Raw genomic sequence first — 15,193 nt, forward strand, 5'->3', positions numbered from 1 at the left:
TCACACCATGCCAGCACCCCAACTGAGCCTGAAAGGACGGGCGCTACGCTACCTGTCCCTGCGCGAGCACAGCCGGCTTGAGCTGGGACGCAAGCTGGCCCGTTATGCCGAGGAGGGCGACGACATCGAAGCCCTTCTGGATTTCCTTGAAAAGAACAACTGGCTGTCGCAAGAGCGTTTCGCCGAATCCCTGGTCAACAGGAAGGCGAGCCGCTTCGGCAACAGCCGCGTCATGGCCGAGCTGCAAAGCCACGGCGTCAGCGGCGATGCGCTGGCCGACATCAAGGCCGGGTTGTCCGAAAGCGAGACGGCGCGCGCGCGAGAGGTCTGGCAGCGCAAGTTCGGCCGGGTCGCCCTGGACGCGGCGGAGCGCGCCAAGCAGATGCGCTTCCTGCTGCAACGCGGCTTCTCCCAGCGCGCCGCCCGCACCGCCATGCAAGGCAGTCCGGACGAGGACGAGCTGTAGCAGCACCACACGCAAGACGTCTTCGGACTCGCAATCTCCAGGCGCCAGCGTGGAGCGTCATTCCCGATATGTTTCGGCATATTCCTCAACGGGCAATGGCGCTGCACGCTGGCGCTTTTTCGTTAACTGATTTCCCCACTGGCCGCAAGACCGTCGCACCGGCGCAGGCCGCCAAGTTCCTGGCGCACCAGGGACGCGCGCAAGGCCGCAGACGCGTGACGGCAGGCGCGGGCAAGCCTAGAAATACTTCGACAAATAGAACACCCCCGAGTCGGGAAAGATGGTCGCGATGCGCTTGCCCTCCAGCCGGGGAAGCAGCTTGGCGATGCCCGCCGTCACGCTGCCGCTCGAGCCGCCGGCCAGGATCCCTTCTTCCTGCGCAAGCCGGCGCACCCAGGCCAGCCCATCCTCGTCGGCCACCTGGATCACCTCATCCACTACCGAGGGATCGAAGCTGCTCGAGGGATGGCGCTTGCCGATCCCTTCGATGACGGACGCGAACTCCGACCCCGACTCCCTGTTCTCGAGCAGATCGCGGTAGGAAGAGTTCACGGGTTCGACCCCAATGACGCGGATCGCCGGATTGCGTTCCTTCAGGTAGCGGCCGATGCCGGATATGGTGCCGCCCGAGCCGATCCCGCAAACGAACACGTCGATCTCACCATCCAGCTGCTGCCACAGCTCGGGACCGGTATCCACGTAATGCGCTTCCCTGTTGAGCTCGGAACAATACTGGTCGAGCAGGAAGGCGCCCTTGCGCGCGGCGATCTCCCTCGCCATCGACAGGTAGTCGGACGGGGCCTCTCCATCGCCCTTGTCGGCGCAAACATGCACTTTCGCCCCATAGGTGGCGATGCGCTTGATCTTCTCGCCGCTGGTGGTCGCCGGCACCGTGATCTCGCAGCCCAGCTGGCGCACCGCGCTGGCCATGGCCAACGCCGCGCCCGTATTCCCGGACGAGCTCTCGACGACACACCTGGTCCCCGGAGGAAGGTGCGTGAGCATGTAGCGCACCATGCGATCCTTGATGCTGCCGCCCGGGTTCATGTATTCCAGCTTGGCCACGACATTCGCCGCCGGGAAGAGCCGGCCGAGCTGGACCAAGGGAGTGTTGCCCACCGCTTCCATTACCGACTGCCTTACTTCACGCGCCATGTTCGCCTTCCACGAATTTGCCCGCCGTCCAGTGTATCGTCATGATATGTCATTACGATAAATTTCTCGCAGGCCGCGTGTTCAGGAGGTGGCGGCTGGGTAAGCAGGCTTCTCCATGGCGCACATGGCGCGTACGACCCTTTGGGGTGGCGTTCGGCCCGCACAAGCGCCAGGCCACGGCTCCACGGCCCGGCAAGGCCCTGGATCCTCAAGCGCCATGCCGGACCGGCGCATCCAGCCGTGCCCTGAATCTGCTGAATGCGGCGGCGTTCAAAGGCGCCGAAATGAAAAAGCCCTGGAGCTCGTCGCAGGTTTGGGCAAGCAGGTAATCACGCTGGCGGACGGTCTCGACGCCTTCGGCCACGATGCGCAGGCCGAGCGAGTGGGCCAGGCCGATCATCGCGACCACGACCTTGGCCGAAATGGCGTCGTCAGGCAGGCCGGCAACGAAAGTGCGGTCGAGCTTGAGCACATCGACCGGCAGCGATGTCAGGTATTCCAGCGACGCGCAACCGGTGCCGAAGTCGTCCAGGGAGATCGAAACCCCCAGCGCGCGCAGGGCCATGATCACCTCGAGTCCGGTTCCCTTGCTATCCAATACATCGTGCTCGGTCAATTCCACCGACAGGTAGGTCGATGCCAGGCCGTGCTCGCGCAGCGCCGTTTCGATCACCGCGACGATATCCGTTGTCGACAGTTCGCGTGCGCACAGGTTGATCGCCACTTGTACCGGCGGGTATCCCTGCTTTCGCCACGCTTCGGCGTCACGGCATGCCTGCGCCACGATCCATCGGCTCATCTCGCACATCGAACCGCTGTTGCGCAACAGTTCCAGTACCTCCAGGATCGGCAGGTCTTTCAACAGGCCGTGGTCACAGCGCAGCAGGGCCTCGGCGCGTCCGATGCTGCTGTCGCGTGCCGACATGATCGGCTGGTACTCCAGGTGGAACTGCCGCAGGCGAACCGCTTCGCGCACCGCCGCCACATGCTCGCCATGGAGCTTGGCCTTTTCGTCGAGCGCCTCGGTGAAGTAGCAGTAGTTGTCGCGGCCATCGCTCTTGACGCGATACAGCGCCAGGTCGGCTTTGCGCAACAATTCGGCGGGAACCCTGCTGTCGTCCGGGTAGGTGGCGATGCCGATACTGGCCGATAGTTTCACTTCGTGATTATGCAGGTAGACAGGCTGGCGGCACAGCGTCACCAGCTTGCGCGCGAGATAGCCGCCCTCGAGCAGCGAGCTCGTACCTGTCTGCAGGACAGCGAACTCGTCGCCGCCGAGGCGGCCAACATAATCGGTTTCCCGTGTGACACTTTTGAGCCGCAGGGCGATCTCACGCAACACCGCATCGCCGGACGCATGGCCCAGCGTATCGTTCACATCCTTGAACAGGTCAAGGTCGATCAGATGCAGGATCACGCATTTGGGAGCACGGGCGTTGAGCGCGACGTACTGGTCGATCTTCTCGTAGAACGCGCGCCGGTTCAGCAAGCCCGTGAGCTGGTCGATGCCGGCGTGGCGGCGCATGGTTTCGTCGCTCAGGTAGCGTTCGTTGACATCCTGGGCAATGCGCAAGTATCCAAGGTGCGCGCCGGCGGCATCGAACAGCGGCGACAGCTCGGCTTCGAACCAGCGCTCGATCCCGGATTCCGCGTGGCGGTAGAGCCGTGTTTCTACCGCGCCACCATGGACCAGTGCATCCTGCATCTCGCTATCCAACAGGCCAAGATGCCGTTGCCGATCGGTGAACATGCAGGTCAATTCGGCGCCGACCAGGCCGGAATGCAAGCCGAACAGCGTTTGGGCCGCACTGTTGGCGCTCACCAGGCGTCCGCCAGGGTCCGTGATCACCAGGGCGAAACGCGTCCTTCCGGACAGCAGGGCACTGCACAACGCTTGGGTATCCATGTTTCCTGCCCGCGTGACGGAGGTCGTGAATACCACGACCATGGGGCAGTGTACTCCTAATGTAAATACGTATCGTTTTTTCGCGAAAAGCAACATTGCCCACTCGGCAATATGAGGTCGCCGGGGGTGCCGCCCTCTTGCAAAAGCCTTCTGTTGCAGTGCAACGGCACGCATGCTGTGATAAACTTTTAGGGTTTAAGCAGCGCCGCATGAGCGGTTGTTGCCGTGGAAGCCGCGGCAACGTGCATGAAGCACACCGGCTGCACCACTAACCGCCGCTCTGACGGCATTGGTTTTTATGCCCCTGTCTCCTCCCGTATCGCGCTCGCTCCGGCATACGCGCGCCATCACAGTCGATGCCTATGCGCGCGACGATGGCTTGTGGGATCTCGACGCCACGATCAGCGACGTCAAAACGCGTGACATCGCGCTCGCCTCAGGCGACCGCCCGGGCGGCGTTCCGGTGCATGACCTGAAGCTGCGCGTGACCATTGACCGCGACCTGACGATCGTCGATGCCGAAGCCGCGTCCGATTCCGTCCCGTATCCCGGTTTCTGCGATACGATCGCTCCCGCCTACAAGAAGCTGATCGGCCTGTCGCTGATGAAACACTTCCGGCTGCACCTGAAAGACCGCCTCTCGGGCGTGCTCGGCTGCACCCACCTGACCGAATTGGCCCAGGTGCTGCCTACCGCGGCGCTGCAGGCCTATGCCGACGACGTCTTCGACGAGCGCGGCGGCGCCGACGCAGACCAGAAGGAACGCGCGGCCGAACGGCCCTTCGAGCTCGACCGTTGCCATGCCCTGCGCAGCGACGGCCCCGCCGTGGCCAAGTACTATCCGCGCTGGTCGATCAAAGCCGTGTCGGGCTAGCATGCGTTGTTAAATTTGTAGTTCAACCGTATTTCTACACACATCAGTAATAGAGAAGAAGGGAAGCCAGCATGAAAATCCATGAGTATCAGGGCAAAGAGATCCTCCGAAAATTCGGAGTGACCGTTCCGCGCGGCATTCCGTGCATGTCGGTCGACGAAGCGGTCAAGGCTGCTGAAGAGCTGGGCGGCCCGGTGTGGGTCGTCAAGGCGCAGATCCATGCTGGCGGTCGCGGCAAGGGCGGCGGCGTCAAGGTCGCCAAGTCGCTGGAACAAGTCCGCGAATACGCGGAGCAGATCATGGGTATGCAGCTGGTCACGCACCAGACCGGCCCTGAAGGCCAGAAAGTGCGCCGCCTGCTGGTCGAAGAAGGCGCCGACATCAAGAAAGAACTGTACGTCTCGATGGTCACCGACCGCATTTCGCAACGCGTCGTGCTGATGGCCTCGTCGGAAGGCGGCATGGACATCGAAGAAGTCGCGCACAGCAACCCGGAAAAAATCCACTCGATCGCGATCGACCCGGCCGTCGGCCTGACCGATGCCGAAGCGGACGAAATCTCGACCAAGATCGGCGTGCCTGCCGAATCGCTGGCCGACGCCCGCGTGCAACTGAAGGGCCTGTACAAGGCGTACTGGGAAACCGATGCGTCGCTGGCCGAAATCAACCCGCTGATCCTGACCGGTTCGGGCAAGGTCATCGCCCTCGACGCGAAGTTCAACTTCGACTCGAACGCGCTGTTCCGCCAGCCGGAAATCGTCGCCTACCGCGACCTGGACGAAGAAGATCCAGCCGAAGTCGAAGCATCGAAGTTCGACCTGGCCTACATCTCGCTCGACGGCAACATCGGCTGCCTGGTGAACGGCGCCGGCCTGGCGATGGCCACCATGGACACCATCAAGCTGTTCGGCGGCGAGCCGGCCAACTTCCTGGACGTGGGCGGCGGTGCGACGGCTGAGAAAGTCACCGAAGCATTCAAGATCATGCTGAAGAACCCTGGCCTGAAAGCCATCCTGGTCAACATCTTCGGCGGCATCATGCGCTGCGACGTGATCGCCGAAGGCGTGATCACCGCATCGAAGGCCGTGTCGCTGCAAGTGCCGCTGGTCGTCCGCATGAAGGGCACCAACGAAGACCTGGGCAAGAAGATGCTGGCCGACTCCGGCCTGCCGATCATCGCCGCCGATACGATGGAAGATGCAGCCAAGGCCGTGGTCGCCGCTGCAGCTGGTAAAGCCTAATTAAGGAATAAAGAAATGTCGATCCTGATCAACAAAGATACTAAAGTCATCACCCAGGGTATCACCGGCAAGACCGGTCAGTTCCATACCCGCATGTGCCGCGACTACGCGAACGGCAAGGCCGCTTTCGTCGCCGGCGTGAACCCGAAGAAGGCTGGTGAAGACTTCGAAGGCATCCCGATCTACGCCAACGTGTCGGAAGCGAAAGCTGCCACCGGCGCCACCGTGTCGGTCATCTACGTTCCGCCGGCAGGCGCAGCGGCTGCAATCTGGGAAGCTGTCGAAGCCGAACTGGACCTGGCGATCTGCATCACCGAAGGCATCCCGGTCCGCGACATGATGGCCCTGAAGGACCGCATGGCCAAGGCCGGCTCGAAGACCCTGCTGCTGGGCCCGAACTGCCCAGGCCTGATCACCCCGGACGAAATCAAGATCGGCATCATGCCGGGCCACATCCACAAGAAGGGCCGCATCGGCGTCGTCTCGCGTTCGGGCACCCTGACCTATGAAGCAGTCGGCCAGCTGACCGCACTGGGCCTGGGCCAATCGTCGGCAGTCGGCATCGGCGGCGACCCGATCAACGGCCTGAAGCACATCGATGTGATGCGCATGTTCAACGACGATCCTGATACCGACGCGGTCATCATGATCGGCGAAATCGGCGGTCCGGACGAAGCCAATGCTGCCTACTGGATCAAGGACAACATGAAGAAGCCGGTCGTCTGCTTCATCGCCGGTGTCACCGCTCCTCCGGGCAAGCGCATGGGCCACGCCGGCGCGCTGATCTCGGGCGGCGCCGATACCGCGCAAGCCAAGCTGGACATCATGGAAGAATGCGGCATCAAGGCCACCAAGAACCCGTCGGAAATGGCGCGCCTGCTGAAGGCCATGCTGTAATCGACGATTCTTAGTAATCGCCAGTCAAAACGGGGAGCGCAAGCTCCCCGTTTTTTTTCGTCCACGAGGACCGCTGCGGGACTCCGGCCATCGCGCTGCCGACGCGTTCACGCCACTTTCAGGCACCAAAAACCGTCCACTCGACAAAAATTGCCACAAGGAACTGACATTTTTTGTCACTTAACATGACATTTTTTGTTCTGGCACAGGGTTTTATTGACTGCGCATTAATAAAATCGACTGTTTCCAGCCTGGCATACCGATTGCATATAGATGAGTGCGGCAACAGCGCAAGACAAGATTCCTGACTACACCACCCTGGAGAGATGAAAATGAACATCAAGCAAATGCAAACCAAAAAAGCTGAAGGCGGCTTCACCCTGATCGAACTGATGATCGTCGTCGCGATCATCGGCATCCTGGCTGCTGTGGCAATCCCGGCATACAGCGACTACACCGCCAAGGCAAAAGCTGCCAACGCGCTGTCGGCTGCCGATCCGTACAAGACCGCCGTCGCCATGTGCGCCCAGGAAGCCGGCTCGACCGCTACCTGCAACACCACCGACACCGCATCCGCATTCCCGGCTTCGTTCACCGTGACCAAGGAAGTCAAGTCGATTCAAGTGACCGGCGACGGCGAAATCGAGATCACCCTGGACGATATCGGCGCCGATACCGAAGACACCACCGTGACCTTCACCCCGACCCTGGGCGCTAGCGCCGTGACTTGGGAAATCGATGCTTCGACCACCAACCCCGCTGTGGCACTGGCCTTCGAGAAAAACAGCGTGACCCCGCCGGCATCGAACTAATCTGGCCTGGCATGAGCAAAAAAGCCCGCGCAAGCGGGCTTTTTTGTCGTCGGTGGATCAGCGCTTCAAATACTGGTCCAGCCACCCAATCACGGTGTGATGCCACTGCACCGAGTTCGCCGGCTTCAGCACCCAGTGGTTCTCGTCCGGGAACACCAGCAGCTTGCTGTCGATGCCCTTGCGCTGCAGCGCCGTGAAGGTGCCCAGCGCCTGCGCGGTCGGGATGCGGAAGTCCAGGTCGCCCTGGATCACCAGCATCGGCGTCTTCCACTTGTTCACGTGATGCACCGGATTGAAGCGCTCGTGATTTTCCGGCACCTGGAAGTAAGGGCCGCCGCTTTCCCAGTCGGTGAACCACTGCTCCTCGGTCGAATAGGCCATGCCGCGGGTGTCGAACACGCCGTCGTGGTTGACGATGCAGCGGAAGCCGTCCGGCCAGTTCCCCGCGATCCAGTTCATCATGTAGCCGCCGTAGGACGCGCCCAGCGCGCAGCTGCGTTCGCGGTCCAGCCAGGCGAACTTCTTCGTCGCCGCGTCCAGGCCTTTTTGCAGGTCCTCGAGCGGCTTGCCGCCCCAGTCGTTGCTGATCGAGTCCGTGAACTTCTGGCCGTAGCCGGTCGAGCCGTGGAAGTCGATGAACACGGTCGCGTAGCCGGCGCCCGCATACACCTGCGGATTCCAGCGGTAGCTCCAGCCGTTGCCGAAGCTGCCTTGCGGACCGCCGTGCACCAGGAAGGCGACCGGGTACTTCTTGCCCGGTTCCGCATTCCAGGGCTTCATCACATGGCCATAGACCGTGTCGCCGTTGGCGCCGGTGAACGAGAACTGCTCGTACTCGCCCCAGCGCACGTCCTTCAGGCGCTCGCTGTTCAGGTCGGTCAGCCGCTTCGCTTCCGCACCCGGCTTCATCGTGTACAGCTGCGCACCCGAATTCAGGTTGGCCAGGGTATAGGCCACGGTATCGCCGCGCGCATCGAAAGCGCCGATCGCGCCCTTGCCGGTCAGCGCCGTCACCTTGCCGCTGGCGACATCGACCGAGAACAGGCGGTGCTGGCCGACGTCTTCGGCGTCGACGATCAGCGCCTGGCCGTCGGCGCGCCACACCAGGTTGCCCGCCGAGCGGTCCCAGTCGGCCGCCAGCTTGCGCTTCTGGCCGCTGGCCACGTCCATCAGCATGATCTGGAAACGGTCGGCCTCGAAGCCGGGACGCGCCATCGCCAGGTAGGCCAGGGTGCGGCCGTCCGGGGAGTACACGCCCTTGCTATCCCAGGCCGGGTTGTCCGCCGTCAGGTTCCGCGGCGCCGCGCCGCCCGCGGCCGGCACGGTGTACAGGTCGAAGTTGGTCGACCAGGCTTCGGTCTTGCCGGCGATGCGCACCGAGAACACCACGGTCTTGCCGTCCGGGCTGAAGCGGAATTCCTCGCGGTCGCCGAAGGGCTTGGACGGCACGTCGCCATCGAGCGAGCCCGACAGGCTGACCGGCGCGCCGGCCAGCTTGCCGGTTTTATCCAGCGGCGCCGAGAACAGCACCGCGTTGCGGTGGTCCGACCAGGTATCCCAGTGGCGCACGAACAGGCGGTCATAGACCTTGCCGGTGGCCTTGTCCTTTTCCTTGGCATCCAGGCGCGCCTTGGTGCAGGCCAGGTCGGCGCAGTCGCGGAACACGGCCATGCTGAAGGCCAGGCGGTCGCCCGTTGGCGAGACGCGGAAGCTGTCCACGTCGAGCGGCAAGTTGCTTACCTGGACCGGCTTGCCGCCGGCGACCGGCTGGCGCCACACCTGCGAGGATCCCGAGCGGCTCGACAGGAAATACACGGCGTCGCCCGAGGCCGACCATTCCGGGTCGGTGCTGCTGGCGCTGTGGCTGGCCAGGCGCTTCGGCGCCGGCTTGGCGGCGCGCAAGTCCACCAGCCAGAGTTCGGTGTGGCCGCGGTTCTTCTTCATGTCCGTGCTGCGCACGGTGTACACGACGCGCGAGGCGTCCGGCGACACGGCCGGGCTGCCGACCCGCTCCATGTTCACCAGGTCCTCGACGGTAAAGCCGCGCGGCGCGGCCATGGCGGTGCCGGCGGCCAGGGTCATGGCCGCCATCGTCAGCAAATGCACTCTCATTCCATCCTCTTGATCATGTTCGTGCCCGGCGGGGCGCCGCGCACGCAGGCCAGCAATTTACCATGCGACATGAAACCGGCTCATCAAGCAGAATGCGGAAATAAAAAAACCGCCGCCGCCGTGGGGCGCGGCGCGCGGCGGCCGAGGAGAGACCGGGGGAATATCAGGGCATGATCACCGTGTCGATCACATGGATCACGCCATTGTCGGCCACGATATCGGTCTTGGTGACCTGGGCCTTGTCGACCATGACCTTGCCGTCGCGCGTGCTGAACATGACCGTGCTGCCTTCCACGGTCTTGGCCTCGCCCGGCTTGACGTCGGCCGCCTTCACCGAGCCGGGCACCACGTGGTAGGTCAGCACTTTGGTGAGCGCGGCCTTGTCCTTGAGCAGGGCATCGAGCTTGGCCTTCGGGATCTTGGCGAAGGCGGCGTCGGTGGGCGCGAACACCGTGAAGGGGCCCGGGCCTTTCAGCGTATCGACGAGGCCCGCGGCCTTGACCGCGGTGACCAGGGTGTTGAACGAGCCGGCGGACACTGCCGTATCGACGATGTCGGCAGCGTGTGCGGAAGCGAATGCGAAGACGAGGGGAAGGGCGGCCAGCGTGGTTTTCATTACATGCTCCTGATGGGGTAAATAGGCATCCGAAATGGCTGCTTCGATGTCAATGTAGGACAATTGAACCGGGCTGTCTAAGGTTTGACGCTATAATTCACGATAATAGCGGTTCAATCGAGGGGCATAACTATGGATTCATTCATCAAGCCGGGACAAGAGAGGATCATGTATCGCACCGGCGCGGCAGCCCGCCTGGCCGGATTGCCGGTCGAGACCCTGCGGGTATGGGAGCGCCGCTACAGCCTGTCCGACGCACAGCGTTCGGAGCGCGGGCAGCGCCTGTATTCCGCCGAACAGGTGGCGCGCCTGGGCCTGCTCAAGCAGCTGGTGGACCAGGGGCATTCGATCGGCGTGCTGGCCGGCTTGAGCCGCGAGCAGTTGCAGTCCATGCTCGGACTGAATGTCCCGGCGCAGGCGTCGGCCGCGGCGCCGGTGCGCGTGCTCCTGGTCAGCAACATGCTGGCGCGCCGGCTGGCGGCCATGGGCCGCGACGCGGCCGGCCTCGAGGTGCGCGGCCATTGCGCGAGTCTGGACCGACTGGACGAGCTGCCGGCCGACGCCGATGCCGACGTACTGGTCATCGAAATGTCCGAGCTGGACGACGGCGTGCTGCCGCTGGTCGCCGAAGCGCGCCAGCGTGCCGGCGCGGCGGCAACGGTGGTGCTGTACCGTTTTTGTCCCAGCGCCACCATTCGCGCCCTGCGTGCCCAGGGCTGCCTGGTGGCGCGCGTGCCGGCCGACCTGAGCGAACTGTCCCTGCTGTGCCGCTCGGCGCTGACCGGCCAGCGCCTGCCGCTGGCCGAGGCGGAGTCGGCGATCACGCCGCGCCGCTTCGACGAGGACATGCTGGTCACGATCACGAATGCCAGCGACCGCCTGTCCTGCGAGTGCCCGCGTCACTTGTCGGACCTGTTGATGATGATCGGGAGTTTCGAGCGCTACAGCGTCCAGTGCGCCTCGCGCAATCCCGAGGATGCCGACCTGCATGCGCTGCTGGCCAGGGCCTCGGGGCAGGCCCGGGTCATCCTCGAAGACGCCATGGAGCGCCTGGCGGTCGCGGAAGGCTTGCCGCTGCCAGCGCGCTTGTCCTAGTATGAAAGCCACGGATCCGTGTCGGATGTGAGTATTGGCGAGCTTGTCAGGCAGGCTACCCGCTTAGAATGGGCGTTTATTTTCATCATGCAGCGCTGCCCTTGCAGTACTGCGATACCGAGGATGCCCCATGACAATTGTCCGTATCAAACTGTCGCAAGCCGTTGTCGACACTAACCACGCCCTTAACGACAACGTCGCCGGCGGTGGGGTCGATGTCGGCGATCCGATCGGCGGCGACGGCGAAGTCGCCTCGCTCAGCGCCTGGAACCTGAACGGCGAAACCCTGCGCATGGACTACACGGACGGGTCGAGCGAGACGTATTACGGCGTGAAGATGGACAATCCGGGCGGGGCGCGCGGCTTCGGCAGCGCCACCAGCATGACGTATCTCAAGCCCGGCCTGATGAGCATGAACATGAGCGGCAAGTTCGAATACGACTATGCCTTCGACGGCTCGACGCTGACGCTCACGCAGTTGGGCGGCCTGACAATCAACGGCATCCGCATCGCAACCTTGTATCCGTCTACCAGTCCGGACTACGACAAGGATCTTGGCAACGTCACTTTGTCGATCAGCGGCGACATCAAAGTGTACGAATCCGGCGAAACGCGCGGCGCTGTCACGACCGTGGCGACCACCGCCGAGAAGTTCATGCAATCGAGCGTTGTCGAAGGCAATTTCCGCATGGGTAATAACATTTACGCGGGCTCGGACGGCTTGGAAGGCACCCTGACGGGTTACCGGGTCGCCTATTACGATGGCAGCTACCAGACCATCAGCAATACCTCAAGCTTCCTCCAGACCGGCGAAATGGTCGACGAGCTGCTGTACCGCGGCTCCACCAGCGCCGACGAGTTCAGCATCGAGTTGCCCGGTACCCTGTACAGCGAGGTCGTGATCGCCGCCGCCGAGGGCGACGATGTGATTGCGCTCAAGGGAGGGGGCGGCCGCCTGAGCGTGGCAGCGGGCGACGGGAACGACGTGGTGACCCTGCTGGGCGACCGGCAAAACGTCGACGGTGGCCGCGGCATCGACACCGTCAAGCTGGCCGTCACGCGCGCCGAGGCCGGCATCAAGGCCGTGGTCGCGCCCGCCAATCCGGACCCGCGCTATCCGCCGGTCGAATCCTATACGCTGACCGACAAGCAGGGCGCGCAGAGCAAGCTGATCAACGTCGAGCGCATCGTCCTGAGCGACGCCACCCTGGCGCTCGACATCGAAGGGAATGCCGGACAAACCTATCGCCTGTATCAGGCCGCCTTCAACCGCACGCCGGACGCGGGCGGACTCGGCTACTGGATCAACGCCATGGACAAGGGCGCCAACCTGACCGACGTGGCGGCCAGTTTCCTGGCCGCGCCCGAGGGCGTCACGTCCTATGGAGGCAGTCTGTCCAACGCAGAGATCGTAACGCGCTTCTACCAGAACATCCTGCACCGCGAGCCCGATGCCGGCGGCCGGGATTACTGGACCGGCCTGATCGACCAGAACAAGGCCACCGTCGCCCAGGTGCTGGCCGGAATCAGCGAGAGCGCCGAAAACAAGATCGGCCTGGTCGGGGTCATCGGCAACGGCTTCGCGTACACGCCCTGGGAACAAGGCTGATCCGCCAGGGGCGCTTGCTAGACCTGGACCATGGCCGGAAAGCCCGGCGCACCCGGCCAGTGCAGGACGTCCTTGCCGCGCGTAATCGGCAAGCTGCTTTCCTTACACCTGGGCGGTCCAGTCCCCGCTCTTGCCGCCGTGCTTCTCCAGCACGCGCACATTCGTCATGACCATGCCGCGGTCGACCGCCTTGCACATGTCGTAGATGGTCAGCAGGCCGACCTGCACCGCGGTGAGGGCTTCCATCTCCACCCCGGTCTTGCCGATGGTCTCGACCTGGGCGCGGCAGTGCACGCTGCTGGCTGCTTCGTCGATCTCGAAATCCACCGCCACCTTGGTGATCGGCAGCGGATGGCACAGCGGCACCAGGTCGCTGGTGCGCTTCGAGGCCATGATGGCGGCGATACGCGCGATGCCGATCACGTCGCCTTTCTTGGCCGTGCCCGACATGATCAGCGCCAGGGTCTCCGGCTTCATGCGGATGGTGCCGGCCGCGACCGCGATGCGGTGGGTATCCTGCTTGGCGCCGACGTCGACCATGTGGGCCTGGCCGGTGGCGTCGAAGTGGGTCAGATGGTCTGCGGTCGGGGTCTCGGTCGTCATTGTCAGGTCGATAATGGGGGGTAACAAAGTGTTTCGCAGGGCAGCAAGTTGCGCGCGGATAGGGTTATCATAGCATCGTGAAACTACGTTCCCGACCAGCCAAAGCGCGCCGCTGGCGCCCCGCATTGACTGTCCTGGCCCTCTGTACGTCGGCCGCGTTCGCCATTGCGGCGCCGGCCGAACCGCTCCAGAAATCCGACAGCACCCGCCTGCCCACGCTCGGCGACACCGCGCGCGGCGACCTGTCGCCCGTGGTCGAGCGCAAGCTGGGCGAGGAAATCATGCGCGACATCCGGCGCGACCGCGATTACCTCGACGACGAGGTCATCTCCGAATACCTGAACAACTTCGGCAACGCCCTCGTCACCGTCGTGCCCGGCGCGCGCGGCGAGACCAATGCCGATTTCCAGTTCTTCGCCGTGCGCGACGCCGCCCTCAACGCCTTCGCGCTGCCCGGCGGCTTCATCGGCGCGCACTCGGGCCTGATCATCGCGGCCCAGACCGAGTCCGAACTGGCCGGCGTGATGTCGCACGAGATCGGCCACGTGTCGCAGCGCCACATCGCGCGCATGCTGGGCCAGCAGAAGCAGGACGTACTGCTGCCGCTGGCGGCGATGATCCTGGCGGCGCTGGCGGCCAAGGCCAGTTCCGACGCCGCGATGGGGGTGCTGATGGGCGGCCAGGGCCTGGCCATCCAGCGCCAGCTGAACTTCAGCCGCGACGCCGAGCGCGAGGCCGACCGCGTCGGTTTCCAGATCATGGAGAAGGGCGGCTACGACACCACCGGCATCGTGGCTTTCTTCCGGCGCCTGCAAAGCGCGAGCAAGCTGTATGGCGAACTGCCGGCGGGCTTGAGCAACCTGAGCAGCCACCCGCTGACCCAGGAGCGCATCACCGACATGCAGGCGCGCATCCGCGAGATGCCCAAGAAGCAGCGCGTCGACAGCCTCGACTTCCACCTGGTGCGGGCCCGTACGCGGGTGCTGCAGGACCCGAGCGAACAGGGGCGGCGCGAAGCGAAGACGGCCTTCGAGACCCAGCTCAAGGAACAGCACCGCCAGCAGCAGGCCGGCGCCCAGTACGGCCTGGCCTACCTGGCGCTGCGCCAGGGCGACCTGGCCGGCGCCCAAAGCTGGCTCGACAAGGCGCGCGCCACCGTCAAGCCGCGCGAGGGCGTGTTCAGCACCGCCTCGAATGTCGGCGACGGGGCCAGCATCTTTGCCAGTCTGTCACTCGAGATCAAGATGGCCCAGGGCCAGCCGCCCGAGGTGCTGCAGCAGGCGGTGCAGGAAGCGGAGCAGGCGCGCCAGCGCTTCCCGCTCTCGCGCGCCATCGCCCACCAGTACGCCGAGGTCCTGGTGGCCGCCGGCAAGCTGGACGAAGCCGCGCGCTTCCTGCGCGACCAGGCCCAGCAGTACCGCGAAGAGCCGAAGCTGCACGACTTGCTGGCCAAGACCTATGCGAAGCAGGGCAGGATCGCGCTGCAGCACATGGCGCTGGCCGAATCCTATGTGCTGGCCGGCGCGCTCCCGGCCGCGGTCGACCAGCTGAACCTGGCGCGCAAGGCGGGCGATGTGTCCTTCTACGACCAGGCCGTGATCGATGCGCGCGAGCGTGAATTGCAGGCGCGCCAGAAGGCGGAGAAGGAAGAAGAGAAGGAGCGGTGATCGCGGCGCGGCTATGCGTGGGGTGGTTGAGCGCGTGGACGGCAGAGCCGTCCACCCTACAGCGAGCAGTGGTGGTTTATCCGTAGGGTGGACGGGGTATTTCAGGCCAGCGGCCTGAAATACAAACGTCCACGCGTTCA

Annotated in this window: 13 protein-coding genes; 8 read left to right on the top strand and 5 right to left on the bottom strand. The window is 64.1% G+C overall.

The features are described 5' to 3' along the window. Positions 1-7: 7 nt before the first annotated feature. A complete protein-coding gene (gene recX / locus V7778_RS07795; RefSeq protein WP_335553469.1) occupies positions 8-466 on the top strand; it encodes a recombination regulator RecX in 459 nt (152 codons plus the stop codon). Between the two features lie 237 nt (positions 467-703). On the opposite strand, the gene V7778_RS07800 is transcribed toward recX, so the two are convergent. Both V7778_RS07800 and V7778_RS07805 read right to left on the bottom strand, forming a co-directional pair. After that, positions 704-1,621 (bottom strand): PLP-dependent cysteine synthase family protein, encoded by a 918-nt coding sequence (locus V7778_RS07800; protein ID WP_335553470.1) that lies wholly within the window; start codon positions 1,619-1,621, stop codon positions 704-706. Between the two features lie 208 nt (positions 1,622-1,829). Next, positions 1,830-3,569, bottom strand: a complete 1,740-nt coding sequence (locus V7778_RS07805) for a putative bifunctional diguanylate cyclase/phosphodiesterase (protein WP_335553472.1) — start codon at positions 3,567-3,569, stop codon at positions 1,830-1,832. A 256-nt stretch (positions 3,570-3,825) separates the two neighbouring features. Here V7778_RS07805 and V7778_RS07810 point away from each other — a divergent pair, with 256 nt between their 5' ends. The 4 genes from V7778_RS07810 to V7778_RS07825 all read left to right on the top strand — a co-directional run bounded on the left by V7778_RS07810 (position 3,826) and on the right by V7778_RS07825 (position 7,351). Then, the gene (locus V7778_RS07810) at positions 3,826-4,401 is read left to right on the top strand and encodes a DUF2889 domain-containing protein (RefSeq protein ID WP_335553474.1); all 576 of its coding nucleotides are present in this window, start codon (positions 3,826-3,828) and stop codon (positions 4,399-4,401) included. Between the two features lie 71 nt (positions 4,402-4,472). Beyond that, on the top strand, positions 4,473-5,642 hold the full coding sequence (sucC, locus tag V7778_RS07815) for an ADP-forming succinate--CoA ligase subunit beta (RefSeq protein WP_335553475.1): 1,170 nt from the start codon (positions 4,473-4,475) through the stop codon (positions 5,640-5,642). Between the two features lie 15 nt (positions 5,643-5,657). Next, positions 5,658-6,539: a succinate--CoA ligase subunit alpha gene (sucD, locus tag V7778_RS07820; RefSeq protein WP_335553477.1), complete on the top strand. Its 882-nt coding sequence runs from the start codon at positions 5,658-5,660 to the stop codon at positions 6,537-6,539. A gap of 332 nt (positions 6,540-6,871) precedes the next feature. Then, on the top strand, positions 6,872-7,351 hold the full coding sequence (locus V7778_RS07825) for a pilin (protein WP_335553479.1): 480 nt from the start codon (positions 6,872-6,874) through the stop codon (positions 7,349-7,351). 57 nt (positions 7,352-7,408) lie between these two features. Here V7778_RS07825 and V7778_RS07830 read toward each other — a convergent pair whose 3' ends face one another. Together V7778_RS07830 and V7778_RS07835 are read right to left on the bottom strand one after the other, a co-directional pair. Beyond that, positions 7,409-9,463, bottom strand: coding sequence for a S9 family peptidase (locus V7778_RS07830; RefSeq protein WP_335553480.1), 2,055 nt, complete (start codon positions 9,461-9,463; stop codon positions 7,409-7,411). Between the two features lie 163 nt (positions 9,464-9,626). Further along, a complete protein-coding gene (locus tag V7778_RS07835; protein WP_335553483.1) occupies positions 9,627-10,079 on the bottom strand; it encodes a fasciclin domain-containing protein in 453 nt (150 codons plus the stop codon). Between the two features lie 168 nt (positions 10,080-10,247). Here V7778_RS07835 and V7778_RS07840 point away from each other — a divergent pair, with 168 nt between their 5' ends. Continuing rightward, positions 10,248-11,174, top strand: a complete 927-nt coding sequence (locus tag V7778_RS07840) for a MerR family transcriptional regulator (RefSeq protein ID WP_335553484.1) — start codon at positions 10,248-10,250, stop codon at positions 11,172-11,174. Between the two features lie 130 nt (positions 11,175-11,304). Further along, positions 11,305-12,783, top strand: a complete 1,479-nt coding sequence (locus V7778_RS07845; protein WP_335553486.1) for a DUF4214 domain-containing protein — start codon at positions 11,305-11,307, stop codon at positions 12,781-12,783. 102 nt (positions 12,784-12,885) lie between these two features. Here the strand turns inward: V7778_RS07845 and moaC are convergent, their stop codons facing one another. Then, a complete protein-coding gene (moaC, locus tag V7778_RS07850; RefSeq protein WP_335553487.1) occupies positions 12,886-13,386 on the bottom strand; it encodes a cyclic pyranopterin monophosphate synthase MoaC in 501 nt (166 codons plus the stop codon). A 125-nt stretch (positions 13,387-13,511) separates the two neighbouring features. Between moaC and V7778_RS07855 the strand changes: the two genes are divergently transcribed. Continuing rightward, a complete protein-coding gene (locus V7778_RS07855; protein ID WP_335553489.1) occupies positions 13,512-15,053 on the top strand; it encodes a M48 family metalloprotease in 1,542 nt (513 codons plus the stop codon). The last annotated feature ends 140 nt before the right edge of the window (positions 15,054-15,193 follow it).

The organism is Massilia sp. DD77, from assembly GCF_036961685.1.
Classification (GTDB): domain Bacteria; phylum Pseudomonadota; class Gammaproteobacteria; order Burkholderiales; family Burkholderiaceae_D; genus Telluria.

What these genes read in the sequence shown, in the direction of transcription:
- recX (WP_335553469.1), top strand. Translation starts at nt 8, where the DNA reads ATGCCAGCACCCCAACTGAGCCTGAAAGGACGGGCGCTACGCTACCTG.
- V7778_RS07800 (WP_335553470.1), bottom strand. Translation starts at nt 1,621, where the DNA reads ATGGCGCGTGAAGTAAGGCAGTCGGTAATGGAAGCGGTGGGCAACACT.
- V7778_RS07805 (WP_335553472.1), bottom strand. Translation starts at nt 3,569, where the DNA reads ATGGTCGTGGTATTCACGACCTCCGTCACGCGGGCAGGAAACATGGAT.
- V7778_RS07810 (WP_335553474.1), top strand. Translation starts at nt 3,826, where the DNA reads ATGCCCCTGTCTCCTCCCGTATCGCGCTCGCTCCGGCATACGCGCGCC.
- sucC (WP_335553475.1), top strand. Translation starts at nt 4,473, where the DNA reads ATGAAAATCCATGAGTATCAGGGCAAAGAGATCCTCCGAAAATTCGGA.
- sucD (WP_335553477.1), top strand. Translation starts at nt 5,658, where the DNA reads ATGTCGATCCTGATCAACAAAGATACTAAAGTCATCACCCAGGGTATC.
- V7778_RS07825 (WP_335553479.1), top strand. Translation starts at nt 6,872, where the DNA reads ATGAACATCAAGCAAATGCAAACCAAAAAAGCTGAAGGCGGCTTCACC.
- V7778_RS07830 (WP_335553480.1), bottom strand. Translation starts at nt 9,463, where the DNA reads ATGAGAGTGCATTTGCTGACGATGGCGGCCATGACCCTGGCCGCCGGC.
- V7778_RS07835 (WP_335553483.1), bottom strand. Translation starts at nt 10,079, where the DNA reads ATGAAAACCACGCTGGCCGCCCTTCCCCTCGTCTTCGCATTCGCTTCC.
- V7778_RS07840 (WP_335553484.1), top strand. Translation starts at nt 10,248, where the DNA reads ATGTATCGCACCGGCGCGGCAGCCCGCCTGGCCGGATTGCCGGTCGAG.
- V7778_RS07845 (WP_335553486.1), top strand. Translation starts at nt 11,305, where the DNA reads ATGACAATTGTCCGTATCAAACTGTCGCAAGCCGTTGTCGACACTAAC.
- moaC (WP_335553487.1), bottom strand. Translation starts at nt 13,386, where the DNA reads ATGACGACCGAGACCCCGACCGCAGACCATCTGACCCACTTCGACGCC.